The sequence below is a fragment of the Streptomyces sp. NBC_00539 genome, from assembly GCF_036346105.1.
GTDB lineage: Bacteria > Actinomycetota > Actinomycetes > Streptomycetales > Streptomycetaceae > Streptomyces.
In genome coordinates this window covers 1,604,870-1,618,963 of the sequence record NZ_CP107811.1, presented here as the reverse complement: position 1 = coordinate 1,618,963, position 14,094 = coordinate 1,604,870, and the positions used below count along the sequence as shown (strand labels likewise).

Below are 14,094 nucleotides of genomic sequence, written 5' to 3'. Positions count from 1 at the left end.
TTCGAGGATGACGTGAGCACATCGGTGGAACAGGTCGTAGCGGCACTGCGCAAGTCACTCACGGACAACGAGCGACTGCGCGAAGAGAACGCACGGCTGACCGCGGCGGGCAACGACCCCGTCGCGATCGTGGCCATGGCCTGCCGCTACCCGGGCGGCGCGGGCACGCCCGAAGGCCTGTGGCGGCTGGTGGCCGAGGGCACCGACGCCGTGTCCGGCTTCCCCGCCGACCGCGGCTGGGACCCCGACGTCTACGACCCGGAGCCGGGCGTGCCGGGCAAGACGTACGCCCGCGACGGTGCGTTCCTCTACGACGCCGCCGCGTTCGACCCGGCGTTCTTCGGGATCTCCCCGCGCGAGGCGCTGACCATGGACCCGCAGCAGCGGCTGCTGCTGGAGATCTCCTGGGAGGCCGTCGAGCGGGCGGGCGTCGACCCGACCCGGCTCAAGGGCAGCCGGACCGGCGTGTACGCCGGTGTGATGTACCACGACTACGCCGACGGCAGCGCGGGCAGCTTCGTCTCCGGCCGCACCGCTTACACGCTGGGCCTGGAAGGTCCCGCCGTCACCGTGGACACGGCCTGCTCCTCGTCCCTGGTGGCCCTGCACATGGCCGCCCAGGCCCTGCGGTCCGGTGAGTGCGACCTGGCCCTGGCGGGTGGTGTGACCGTCATGTCCACCCCGGACATGCTCGTGTACTTCTCCGGCCAGCGCGGACTGGCCCCGGACGGCCGGTGCAAGCCGTTCGCCGCGGCCGCCGACGGCACCGGGTGGGGCGAGGGCGCGGGCGTACTGCTGCTGGAGCGGCTCTCCGACGCGCGCCGCAACGGCCACCCGGTCCTCGCCCTCGTCAGCGGCTCCGCCGTCAACCAGGACGGCGCGTCCAGCGCCATGACCGTTCCCAACGGCCCCGCGCAGCAGCGGGTGATACGCCAGGCGCTGGCCGACGCGGGTCTGACGGCGGCCGACGTGGACGCGGTCGAGGCGCACGGCACGGGCACCCGGCTGGGCGACCCGATCGAGGCGCAGGCGCTGCTGGCCACGTACGGCAGGAAGCGGCCGCAGGACCGGCCGCTGTGGCTGGGGTCGGTGAAGTCGAACTTCGGGCACACCCAGGCCGCCGCCGGTGTCGCGGGCATCATCAAGATGGTCATGGCCATGCGGCACGGGGTACTGCCCAAGACCCTCCACGTGGACGCCCCGTCCGACCAGGTCGACTGGTCGGTGGGCGACGTGGCCCTGCTCACCGAGGCGCGGGAATGGCAGGCCGACGGCCGGCCCCGGCGCGCGGGCATCTCCTCGTTCGGCCTGAGCGGCACCAACGCCCACGTCATCGTGGAACAGGCCCCCGAGCAGCCGGAAGCCGACGGAACCCCCGCACCCGCCCTGCCGGCGGGCGTGGCGGCCGCCCCCTGGCCGGTGTCCGCGAGGTCCCCGCAGGCCCTCGCCGACCAGGCCCGCGGCCTGCTCGACTCCCTGCGCGACGGTGACCCGAAGCCGGTCGACGTCGGCCACTCCCTCGCGGCGACCCGTTCCCTCTTCGAGCACCGCGCCGTGGTGGTCGGCGACCGCACGGCCGCGCTCGCCGCCCTCGCGGCGGGCGAGGAACACCCGGCCCTGATCACCGGCCAGGCCCGGCAGGGCGGCCGGACGGCGTTCCTGTTCACGGGCCAGGGGGCGCAGCGCCTCGGGATGGGCCGGGAACTGTACGAGGCCTTCCCGGAGTTCGCGGGCGCGTTCGACGCGGTGTGCGCGGAAGTGGACGTCCATCTCGGGCGGTCGCTCAAGGACGTGGTGTGGGGTGAGGACGCGGAGGCGTTGAACGCCACCGCGTTGACGCAGCCTGCGCTGTTCGCGGTCGAGGTCGCCCTGTTCCGCCTCGTGGAGGCGTGGGGCGTGCGGCCCGATGTCGTGGCCGGTCACTCGATCGGTGAGCTGGCCGCCGCGCACGTCGCGGGTGTCTTCTCGCTGGCGGACGCGGCGCGGCTGGTGGTGGCGCGGGGCCGGCTGATGCAGGAGCTTCCTGCCGGTGGCGCGATGCTGGCCGTGCAGGCCGCCGAGGACGAGGTCCTGCCGCTGCTGACCGGCGGAGTCGGTATCGCCGCCGTCAACGGGCCGCAGTCCGTCGTGGTCTCGGGCGTCGAGGCGGCCGTCCTGGCCGTCGGCGGGCACTTCGCGGCGGCCGGTCGCAAGACCAGCCGGCTGTCCGTCTCGCACGCCTTCCACTCGGCCCTGATGGACCCGATGCTGGCCGAGTTCGGCGCCCTGGCGTCCGAACTTTCCTACGCGGAGCCCAAGTTCGGTGTCGTGTCGACGGTGGCCGGTCGTTGCGGTGCGGACTGGCAGTCGTCCGAGTACTGGGTCGGTCAGGCCCGTGAGGCGGTGCGGTTCGCGGATGCGGTCCGGGCGTTGGAGGGCCAGGGGGTGACGCGGTTCCTGGAGATCGGGCCCGACGGCATCCTCACCGGTCTCGCCGCGCAGAGCCTCGACTCCGACCAGGAGCGGGTCCTCGTACCGGCCGTCCGCCGCAACCGCCCCGAGGCAGAGACCCTGATCGCGGCCCTCGCCCACCTCCACGTGGACGGCGTACGGGTCGACTGGGAGGCGTTCTACGCCCCCGCCGGCGCCCGCCGCGTCGACCTGCCCACCTACCCCTTCCAGCGCACCCGGTACTGGATCGACGCCTTCCGCCCCGGCGGCCAGGCACCCGCCGGGCTGTCCACGCCCCAGCACCCCCTGCTCGGTGCCGTGGTCTCCCTCGCCGACTCCGGCGGGGTGGTCCTCACGGGCAGGCTGGCCGTCGCCGCCGAGCCCTGGCTCTGCGACCACGTGGTGCGCGACGCGATCCTCTTCCCCGGCGCCGGATTCGTGGAACTGGCGATCCGCGCGGGTGACCACGCGGGCTGCGAGGTCCTGGAGGAACTCGCCCTGCACGCCCCGCTGGTCCTCCCCGAGGAAGGCGCCGTCGCCGTACAGATCGTGGTCGGGGCGCCCGACGACTCCGGACGCCGGACGGTCGGCGTGTACGCACGCCCGGAGGGCCTCCCGGAGCACGGGGGCGAACCCGACTGGACCCTGCACGCCGAGGGCGTACTGGCCGAGGGGGCGGACGCGCCCGCCTTCGACCTGAGCGCCTGGCCCCCGCCGGGCGCGGCCGCACTGCCCCTCGACGGCGCGTACGAGACCCTGCGCGAGCGCGGTCTCGCCTACGGGCCCGCCTTCCAGGGCCTGACGGCCGCCTGGCGGGACGGCGGCGCGCTGTACGCCGAGGTCGTGCTGCCGCAGGACACGGCGGCGGACGCGTACGGGCTGCACCCGGCCCTGCTGGACGCCGCGATGCACGCCGCGATGGTCGACGGAGCCGCCGGTGACGGCGCGGACGACGGCGGCGCGACGGTCCTGCCGTTCGTGTGGAAGGACGTCCGGCTGTACGCCGCGGGTTCCGGGGAGGCCAGGGTGCGGATCACCCGGCCCACCCCGCAGAGCCTGTCGCTGGAGCTCGCCGACGCCGACGGCACGCCGATCGCCGCGGTCGGCGGGGTCGTCGGCCGTGCGATGGACGACACGCGGGCCGGTGGTCGCGCCGAGAACCCGCTGTACCGCGTCGCGTGGCAGCCGACCGACCCGGCCGCGGCGGAGGAGTGGCTGCGCTGGGAGGACCTCCCCGCCGACGGCGGCCCGGTCGAGGGCACGGTCGTCCTCGACTGCGCCGCCGGGACGGAGGACGCGCAGGACGTGGTGGACGCGGTGCACGCGGTCACCCACCGGGTCCTCGGCGTGCTGCACGCCTGGCTCGCGGACCCGCGCTTCGCCGGGGCGTCCCTCGTGTTCCTCACCCGGGGCGCGGTGGCCGTCGCCGACGGCGATCCGGTCGACGTACGGCAGGCCCCCGTGTGGGGTCTGGTGCGGGCGGCGCAGGCCGAGAACCCGGGCCGGTTCCTCCTGGTCGACACCGACGGCACCGAGGGCCTCGGCCGCGTAGGGGCCGACGGCGAACCGGAGTTCGCGGTACGCGGAGGCCGCGTGTCGGTGCCCCGGCTGGTCCGGGCGGCCGCCGCCGCGACACCGCCGGTGTGGGACGCCGACGGAACGGTGCTGATCACCGGCGGTACCGGCGGCCTCGGCGCCCTCGTCGCCCGCCACCTGGTCGCCGAGCACGGAGTGCGCCGACTGCTGCTGGTCGGCCGGCGCGGGCCGGACGCCCCCGGAGTCGCCGAACTCACCACCGCACTCGCCGGGTCGGGCGCCACCGTCACCGTCGCCGCCTGCGACGTGGCCGACCGGGCCGCGCTGGCCGCCGTGCTGGACGCGATCGACCCGGAGCACCCCCTGCGCGGGATCGTGCACGCCGCCGGCGTGCTCGACGACGCCGTGCTCACCTCGCTCACCCCCGAACGCTTCGACGCGGTCCTCGCCCCCAAGGCCGACGCGGCATGGCACCTCCACGAGCTGACCCAGGGCCACGACCTCACCGCGTTCGTCCTCTTCTCCTCCCTCGCCGGCACCCTCGGCTCCACCGGCCAGGCCAACTACGCCGCGGCGAACTCCTTCCTCGACGCCCTCGCCGCCCACCGCCGCACCGGCGGACTCGCCGCCGCCTCCCTGGCCTTCGGCCTCTGGGACACCCCCGGTGGCATGGGCACGCAGCTCGGCGAGGCCGAAGTGGAGCGGATGCGGCAGGCCGGCACCCCGGCCGTCTCCGCCGAGCAGGGCCTCGCCCTGTTCGACGCCGCCCTCGCATCCGGCGAGCCCGCGAGCGTCCCCGTACGCCTGGACCTCACGGCCCTGCGCGCCCACGTGGACGACACCCCCGCCCTGCTGCGCCGCCTCGTCCGAACCCCCGGCCGCCGCGCCGCCGCCCGGGGCGGCTCCCCGGCCCTGCGCGACCGGCTCGCCGGGCTGACCGGCGCCGACCGCGCCGACGCCGTCCTCGGCCTCGTCCGGACGAAGATCGCCGCCGTACTGGGCCATGCCTCGGGCGACGCCATCGAACCGCGGCGCGCCTTCGACGAACTGGGCTTCGACTCCCTGACCGCCGTCGAACTGCGCAACCGGCTCGACAAGGAGACCGGCCTGCGGCTGCCCGCCACGCTGATCTTCGACTACCCGACGGCCGGAGCGGTCGCCGCCCACATCCTCGAAGTCCTCGACGGCACCCCGGACGCCACGCCCGCACCCGCCGCACCTGCCGTCCGGGGCGCGGACGACGACCCCATCGCGATCGTCGGCATGGCCTGCCGCTATCCGGGCGGCGTCACCACGCCCGACGGGCTCTGGCAGCTCGTCGCGGGCGGGGTCGACGCCATCGCCCCGCTGCCCGACGACCGGGGCTGGGACCCCGGCGTCTACGACCCCGAGCCGGGCGTGCCGGGCAAGTCGTACGCACGTGACGGTGGATTCCTCTACGACGCGGCCGCGTTCGACCCGGCGTTCTTCGGGATCTCCCCGCGCGAGGCGCTGACCATGGACCCGCAGCAGCGGCTGCTGCTGGAGATCTCCTGGGAGGCGCTCGAACGCGCGGGCGTGGACCCGGCCGCGCTCAAGGGCAGCCGGACGGGTGTGTACGCCGGTGTGATGTACCACGACTACGCAGGCGGCACGGCGGGCAGCCTGGTCTCCGGCCGCGTCGCCTACACGCTGGGCCTGGAGGGTCCGGCGGTCACCGTCGACACGGCGTGCTCGTCGTCCCTGGTGGCCCTGCACATGGCGGCCCAGGCCCTGCGGTCCGGGGAGTGCTCGCTGGCGCTCGCGGGCGGAGTCACCGTCATGGCGACCCCCGACATGCTCGTGTACTTCAGCGAGCAGCGCGGCCTGGCCCCGGACGGGCGGTGCAAGTCGTTCGGTGCGGGCGCGGACGGTACGGGCTGGGGTGAGGGTGCGGGTGTGCTGCTGCTGGAGCGGCTGTCGGACGCGCGGCGCAACGGGCACCGGGTGCTGGCGGTGGTGAAGGGCTCCGCGCTGAACCAGGACGGTGCCAGCAACGGTCTGACGGCTCCGAACGGGCCGGCGCAGCAGCGGGTGATCCGCCAGGCGCTGGCCGACGCGGGCCTGTCGGCGGCCGACGTCGACGTGGTCGAGGCGCACGGTACGGGAACCCGTCTCGGTGACCCCATCGAGGCGCAGGCGCTGCTGGCCACGTACGGCCAGGGACGCGAGGAGGGACAGCCGCTCTGGCTGGGCTCCATCAAGTCCAACATGGGCCACACCCAGGCCGCCGCCGGTGTCGCCGGGATGATCAAGATGGTCATGGCGATGCGGCACGGCGTCCTGCCGCCCACGTTGCACGCGCAGGAGCGGTCGGACCAGATCGACTGGTCGGCGGGCGACGTGGAGCTCCTCACCGAGACACGGGACTGGGAGGCCCCGGGCCGGCGGCCGCGCCGGGCCGGCATCTCCTCCTTCGGCCTGAGCGGCACCAATGCCCACGTGATCGTGGAGCAGGCACCCCAGGACGAGCCGGAGACCGAGCCGGAGACGCGGGCCGCGCTGCCGGCCGTGCCGTGGCTGCTGTCGGCGAAGACCCCGCGGGCCCTGGCCGGGCAGGCGGAACGCCTGCTGGCCGTGGCGGACGCGCACCGCCCCGAGGACATCGGCCTCAGCCTCGCCACCACGCGCGGCGTGATGGAGCACCGGGCGGTGGTCGTGGGCGCCCGCACGGAGGCCCTCGCCGCACTGGCCGAGGGGCAACCGCACCCCGGCCTGCTGACCGGCACGGTGACCAAGGGTTCGACGGCGTTCCTGTTCACGGGCCAGGGTGCGCAGCGCCTCGGGATGGGCCGGGAACTGTACGAGGCCTTCCCCGCCTTCGCCGCCGCGTTCGACGCGGTGTGCGCGGAGGTCGACCTCCACCTCGGGCGGTCACTCAAGGACGTGGTGTGGGGTGAGGACGCGGACGCGCTGAACGCCACCGCGGTCACCCAGCCGGCGCTGTTCGCGGTCGAGGTCGCCCTGTTCCGGCTGGTGGAGGCCTGGGGTGTCACGCCCGACCTGGTCGCCGGTCACTCGATCGGCGAGCTGGCCGCCGCGCACGTCGCGGGTGTGTTCTCGCTGGCGGACGCGGCCCGGCTGGTCGTCGCGCGGGGCCGGCTGATGCAGGAGCTCCCTGCCGGTGGCGCGATGCTCGCCGTGCAGGCCACCGAGGAGGACGTTCTTCCGTTCCTCGGCGACGGTGTCGGTGTCGCCGCCGTCAACGGGCCGCAGTCCGTGGTGATTTCGGGTGCGGAAGCGGCCGTTCTGGCCGTCGGCGAGCACTTTGCCGCGGTCGGCCGTAAGACCAGCCAGCTGTCCGTCTCGCACGCCTTCCACTCGGCCCTGATGGACCCGATGCTCGACGAGTTCCGTGCCGTCGCAGCCGCGTTGACGTACTCCGCGCCGCGCGTGGCCGTCGTCTCCACGGTGACCGGTGAGCTGTGCTCGGACTGGCAGTCGCCCGAGTACTGGGTCGGCCAGGTCCGCGAAGCCGTCCGCTTCGCGGACGCGGTGCGGGCGCTGGAGGGGCAGGGCGTGACCCGGTTCCTGGAGATCGGGCCCGACGGCATCCTCACCGGCCTCGCCGCGCAGAGCGTCGTATCCGACCAGGCCGTCCTCGTGCCGGCCCTGCGACGCAGCCGCCCCGAGGCCGAGGCACTCGTCGCGGCTCTGGCGCAGCTGCACACGAGCGGGGTGGCCGTGGACTGGGAGGCGTTCTACGCCCCCGCCGGTGCCCGCCGCGTAGAGCTGCCGACGTACGCCTTCCAGCACTCCCGCTTCTGGATGACGGCCCCCGCCGCCGCCGGTGGCACGGCGGAGACCGGGCAAGTCGGGCTCGACCACCCCGTGCTGCGTGCGGCCGTCGAACTGCCCGACGAGGGCGGCACCGTGCTCACCGGCCGGCTGTCGGCGAGCACGCACGGCTGGATCACCGACCACGACGTCCTCGGCAGCATCCTGCTGCCCGGCACCGGCTTCGTGGAACTGGCCGTGCGGGCCGGCGAGCGGCTGGGCTGCGGACTGCTGGAGGAACTCACCCTCCAAGCCCCGCTGATCCTCCCCGCCCGGGGCGGCATCGCCGTCCAGGTGGCGGTCGGTCCCGCCGACGACGGCGGCCGGCGGACCGTGGCGATCCACTCGCGCCCCGACGACCAGCCCGACCTGCCCTGGACCCGCCATGCCGAAGGCACGCTGTCACCGGCGGCGGCCGAGCGGGCGGAAGGGCTCACCGAATGGCCCCCCACGGGCGCCGAGGAGATTCCCGTCGGCGACGCCTACCCGGACCTCGCGGCCGCCGGCTACCACTACGGGCCGGTCTTCCAGGGCCTGACGGCCGCCTGGCAGCGCGGCGAGGAGCTGTTCGCCGAGGTGGCCCTGCCGGAGCACGCCCACGGCGACGCGGCCCGCTTCGGCCTCCACCCGGCCCTGCTCGACGCGGCGATGCACGTCGGACTGCTCGCGATTCCGGGCCGCGAGGGCGGCGGCCGCACCTTGCTGCCCTTCGCCTGGAACGGGGTCGCCCTGCACGCCGCGGGGGCCAGGGCGCTGCGCGTGCGGCTCACCCCGATCGCCCACCAGGACGGGCTCGCGCTCACCGTCGCGGACGAGCAGGGCAACCCCGTTCTGTCGGTCGAGTCGCTCCTCTCCCGGCCCGTCTCGGCCGAGCAGCTGGGCGCGGGGGCGGGCGACGCCCTGCTCCACGTCCGCTGGCAGCCCGTGCCGCAAGCGGCCCCGGCCGCCGCGGGCGACTGGACGGCCTGGGAGGACGTGACGCCCGCCGCCGAGGTGCCGGCGACGGTGGTGCTGGACTGCGCCGCCGCGGCGACCGGTGACGTACTCGCCGATGTCCGGGCACACGCGCAGCGGGTCCTCGGCGTGGTGCAGGAGTGGCTGGCGGAGCCGCGGTTCGAGGGTGCGTCGTTGGTGGTGGTCACGCGTGGTGGGGTGGCTGTTGTCGATGGTGAGCCGGTGGACGTGCGGCAGGCTCCGGTGTGGGGTCTGGTGCGGTCGGCTCAGGCGGAGAATCCGGGCCGGTTCGTGCTGGTGGACACCGATGGGTCCGTGGACCTGGGTGTGGTTGCGGGTCTGGGTGAGGCCGAGTTGGCGGTGCGTGCCGGTGGGGTGCTGGTGCCGCGGCTGGCGCGGCTGGCGGTGTCCGACGGTGTCGAGCCGCAGTGGGACGGTTCGGGCACGGTTTTGGTGACGGGTGGTACGGGTGGTCTGGGTGCTTTGGTGGCCCGTCATCTGGTGGTGGAGCACGGGGTGCGTCATCTGTTGCTGTTGGGCCGACGTGGTCCGGATGCTCCGGGTGTCGCCGAACTCGCCGCGGACCTGACTGAGTTGGGCGCCCGTGTGACGGTTGCCGCGTGTGATGTGGCGGATCGTGGTGCGTTGGCGGCGGTGTTGGCGGGGGTGGATGGGGCGCATCCGTTGTCGGGTGTGGTGCATGTGGCGGGTGTCGCGGACAACGGTGTGGTCGGTGCGTTGACCGTGGAGCGGATGGATGCGGTGCTGCGGCCGAAGGCCGATGCGGCGTGGCATCTGCATGAGCTGACGAGGGACTTGGGTCTGTCGGCGTTCGTGATGTTCTCGTCGGCGGGTGGTTTGGTGCTGGCGGCGGGCCAGGGCAACTATGCGGCGGCGAACGTGTTCCTGGACGCGCTGGCCGCTCACCGGCACGCGGAGGGTCTGCCGGCGACGGCGATGGCCTTCGGTCTCTGGGACGTCAACACCGGCATGGCCGCCCACCTCACCGAAGCCGACCGGGACCGGATGCGCCGCGCCGGTACTCCCGCCCTGTCCGAGGCCCAGGCGCTCGCCCTGTTCGACGCGTCGCTGGCGTCGGGCGCGGCCGTCACCGTGCCGCTCCAGGTGGACGCGGCGGCCCTGCGGACCCGTACCGACGAACTGCCGTCGCTGCTGCGCGGGCTGGTTCCGGCCGCCCGCAAGCGGGCCGGTGGCACGGCGTCCCAGGGCGTGTCGCTCGCCGAACGGATCGCCGGTCACGACGAGGAGGAGCGGACCCGGATCATCCTGGACGTCGTACGCGGCCACGCGGCGACCGTGCTCGGCCACGCTTCGGGCGAGGCGATCGAACCCGACCGCGCCTTCGGCGAGCTGGGCTTCGACTCCCTCGGGTCGGTGGAGCTGCGCAACCAGCTGAACGCGGCCAGCGGGCTGCGGCTGCCCGCCACGCTGATCTTCGACTACCCGAGTGCGGCGGAGGTCGCCACGTACCTCGCCCGGAAGCTGGCTCCGGCGGTCGCCGCCCCCGTACCGGCCACCGGACTGGAGGCCGACATCGCACGGTGGGAGGCACTGCTGGCCTCCGACGCGCCCACCGCGCCGCCCGTCACCACCCCCGACCGGACGCGGCTCGCCGAGCGCCTGCGGGAGCTGGCCGGCCGGCTCGACGGAGGACCCACCCACGCCCAGGGGTATGCCACGCCGGAGATCCCGGACCGTGGCGAGGACCTCGACGAGGTCACCGCGGACGAGCTGTTCGACATCCTGGACAACGAGCTCGGTACCCCCGCGACCCCCTGACCCGCCCCACTCCGGCGGGCTCGGCAGACCCCGGCCGGGGTGCGTGACAGCTGGACGACAGCCGTCACGCACCCCGGCCGTTCTGCGTGTTTCCCCTGCTCCGGTGACCCCTCTGGGCAGGGGTGGCCTAAGGGTAGGCCGCCCTCTCGGCAGCTCAGTAGCGTTCGAACCGATCAACGCCGGACTGGGTAACGCGAGCGAGTCGCCACTTTTTGTCGACCAGAGGGAGTAGGTCTCGGTGAGCAACGAGGAGCGACTTCTCGAATATCTGAAGCGGGCCACCTCCGACCTGCGTGACGCCCGCCGGCGCTTGGCCGAGGCCGAGCGCCGCCCCGGACGCCACGACGATCCGATCGTGATCGTCGGAATGGGCTGCCGCTACCCGGGCGGTGTCACGAACCCCGAGGAGTTGTGGAAGCTCGTCGCGGACGGTGTCGACGCCATCGGCGGGTTCCCCGCCGACCGGGGCTGGGACCCGGAGGTCTACGACCCGGAGCCCGGCACGCCCGGCAAGTCGTACGCCCGGGAAGGCGGGTTCCTCTACGAGGCCGCGGAGTTCGACCCGGTCTTCTTCGGGATCAGCCCCAACGAGGCCGTCGTGACCGACCCCCAGCAGCGGCTGCTGCTGGAGGTGTCCTGGGAGGCCATCGAGCGGGCCGGCATCGACCCCACCACCCTCAAGGGGAGCCCGACCGGGGTGTTCGCCGGCGTCATGTACCACGACTACGCCCTCGGCCTCGAACCCGGCAGCACCACCGCGGGCAGTGTCGTATCGGGGCGAGTGGCCTACACCCTGGGCCTGGAGGGCCCGGCGGTCAGCGTCGACACCGCCTGCTCCTCGTCCCTGGTGGCCCTGCACATGGCCGCCCAGGCCCTGAGGTCCGGGGAGTGCGACCTGGCCCTGGCGGGTGGCGTGACGGTGATGGCGACCCCCGACATGTTCGTCTACTTCAGCACCCAGCAGGGCCTGGCCGCCGACGGCCGCTCCAAGTCCTTCGCCGCCGCTGCGGACGGCGTGGCCTGCTCGGAGGGAGCGGGGGTGCTGCTCCTGGAGCGGCTCTCCGACGCGCGCCGCAACGGCCACCCCGTGCTCGCCGTCGTCCGCGGCTCCGCGCTCAACCAGGACGGCGCAAGCAACGGCCTGACCGCCCCCAACGGACCGGCCCAGCAGCGCGTGATCCGCAAGGCGCTGGCGAACGCCGGGCTGACGGCGGCCGACGTCGACGTGGTCGAGGCACACGGCACGGGAACCACCCTCGGTGACCCCATCGAGGCGCAGGCGCTGTTGGAGACGTACGGGCAGGAGCGGCCCGAGGGGCGGCCGCTGTGGCTGGGTTCGATCAAGTCCAACATGGGGCACGGCCAGGCGGCCGCGGGCGTCGCGGGCGTGATGAAGATGGTCATGGCGATACGGAACGGCGTCCTGCCGCCCACCCTGCACGTGGACGCGCCCTCGGACGAAGTGGACTGGGAAGCCGGGAGCGTCGAGCTGCTCACCGAGGGCCGTGTGTGGGAGACGGCACCCGGCGGTGTGCGGCGGGCCGGGGTGTCCTCGTTCGGCATCAGCGGGACGAACGCCCACGTGATCATCGAGGAGGCCCCGGCCGGGGCGGAGGCGGAGGGGCCGGCTGTGCGGGCCACGCTCCCCGTGCTGCCCTGGGTGTTGTCGGCGAAGTCCCCGCAGGCGCTGGCCGCGCAGGCGGAACGTCTGCTGGAGCGGGTCTCCGCCGAAACGGACACCGACGCATCGGACATCGGGCTCTCCCTCGCGACCTCGCGCACCGCCTTCACCCACCGGGCCGTCGTGCTCGGCGACCGCGAGAGTGCGCTCGCGGCGCTCGCGGCGGGGGAGGAGCACCCGCGGGTGCTCACCGGAACCCTGCGGCGCGGCGGCCGGACGGCCTTCCTCTTCACGGGGCAGGGGGCGCAGCGCCTCGACATGGGTCGTGAGCTGTACGAGGCGTTCCCGGTGTTCGCGGAGGCCTTCGACGCGGTGTGCGGGGAGGTTGACCGGCATCTGGGTCGGTCGTTGCGGGAGGTGGTGTGGGGTGAGGACGCGGCCGCGCTCGATGCGACCGCGCTGACGCAGCCCGCACTGTTCGCGCTGGAAGTGGCGCTGTTCCGGCTGGTGGAGGCGTGGGGCGTGAAGCCTGACGTCGTCGCCGGGCATTCGATCGGTGAGCTGGCTGCTGCCCATGTGGCGGGGGTGCTGTCCCTGCCCGATGCCGCCGAACTCGTCGTGACCCGCGGCCGGCTCATGCAGGCGCTGCCTGCGGGTGGGGCGATGCTCGCCGTGCAGGCGACGGAAGAGGAAGTGTTGCCGCTCCTGGCCGAGGGTGTGGGTATTGCTGCGGTGAACGGGCCGGACTCGGTCGTGGTTTCGGGTGTCGAGGCTGCTGTGCTGGCCCTCGGCGAGTACTTCACGGCCGAAGGTCGCAAGACCAGCCGGCTCCAGGTCTCGCACGCCTTCCACTCGGCCCTCATGGATCCGATGCTGGACGAGTTCCGGGCCGTCGCCTCCCGGTTGACGTTCTCTACGCCGCGCGTCCCCGTCGTCTCCACCGTTTCGGGCGAGCCGTCGCTGGACTGGCAGTCCCCTGAGTACTGGGTCGGGCAGGTCCGCGAGGCCGTCCGCTTCGCGGACGCCGTACGGACCCTGGAGCAGCAGGGAGTGACCCGGTTCCTGGAGATCGGCCCGGACGGCATCCTCACCGGCCTCGCCCAGCAGTCGGCCGAGTCGGCCGAAGCCGTCCTCGTGGCCACCCTGCGCAGGAACCGCCCCGAGCCCGAGGCCTTGACCGCGGCGCTGGCGCAGCTGCACGTGGACGGCGTGCGCGTCGACTGGCAGGCCTTCTACGCCGGCACCGGCGCCCGGCGCGTCGACCTCCCCACCTATCCCTTCCAGCGCAGCCGCTACTGGGTCGACGCCGCGCACTCCACGGGCGGCGGTGCCCACGTCGCCCATGACGTCCCCACCGCCGAAGAGTCCCGGCGGGCGGCGGCCGATCTGCACGCCAAGCTCGACGGGCTGCCCGCCGCCGATCGGGGCCGCGTGCTGCTCGGGCTGGTCCGTACGCACGTCGCCGCCGTCCTCGGCTACGACTCCACCACCACCGTGGAAGCCGATCTGGCCTTCCGCGACATGGGCTTCGACTCGCTGGCCGCCGTCGAACTGCGCAAGCGGCTCACCGCGGCGAGCGGTTGTGACCTGCCCGCCACCCTGATCTTCGACTATCCGACGCCGCGTGCCGCCGCGGCGTTCCTGGGCGAGCGGTTGGACGCCGACTCCGTCGGCGAGGACCCGGCCGCCGCCGCGCTGGCCGAACTCGACCGCATCGAAGCGGTACTCACGGGCTTCCCCGCCGACGGCGGGGACACCGCCGTGATCGGCGCCCGCGCCGACGCCATCACGTCCCGCCTCGAGGCCGTCGTACGGCGCTGGCGCGACGCCCGGGGTACGGGCGGCGGCCCCGCCGATGACGGCACCGACCTCGAAACGGTCACCGACGAGGAGCTGTTCGACGTGCTCGACAGCGAATTCGGCATCTCCTAGCCAGCGATCAGCTCTAGATTGGTTGA

2 protein-coding genes and 1 pseudogene are annotated in these 14,094 nt (G+C 74.1%); all 3 read left to right on the top strand.

Annotated elements, in window-relative coordinates; genetic code table 11:
• Nucleotides 1-12 precede the first annotated feature (12 nt).
• A pseudogene (locus tag OG861_RS34250) lies at nucleotides 13-3,498 on the top strand (type I polyketide synthase); the annotation flags it as partial.
• Nucleotides 3,499-3,555: 57 nt separating this feature from the next.
• Nucleotides 3,556-10,515, top strand: coding sequence for an SDR family NAD(P)-dependent oxidoreductase (locus OG861_RS07095; protein WP_443064479.1), 6,960 nt, complete (start codon nucleotides 3,556-3,558; stop codon nucleotides 10,513-10,515).
• Nucleotides 10,516-10,753: 238 nt separating this feature from the next.
• The gene (locus OG861_RS07090; RefSeq protein WP_330261491.1) at nucleotides 10,754-14,068 is read left to right on the top strand and encodes a type I polyketide synthase; all 3,315 of its coding nucleotides are present in this window, start codon (nucleotides 10,754-10,756) and stop codon (nucleotides 14,066-14,068) included.
• Nucleotides 14,069-14,094: the final 26 nt, after the last annotated feature.

Coding starts and splice junctions, on each gene's coding strand:
- OG861_RS07095 (WP_443064479.1), top strand. CDS start 3,556: ATGGACGACACGCGGGCCGGTGGTCGCGCCGAGAACCCGCTGTACCGC.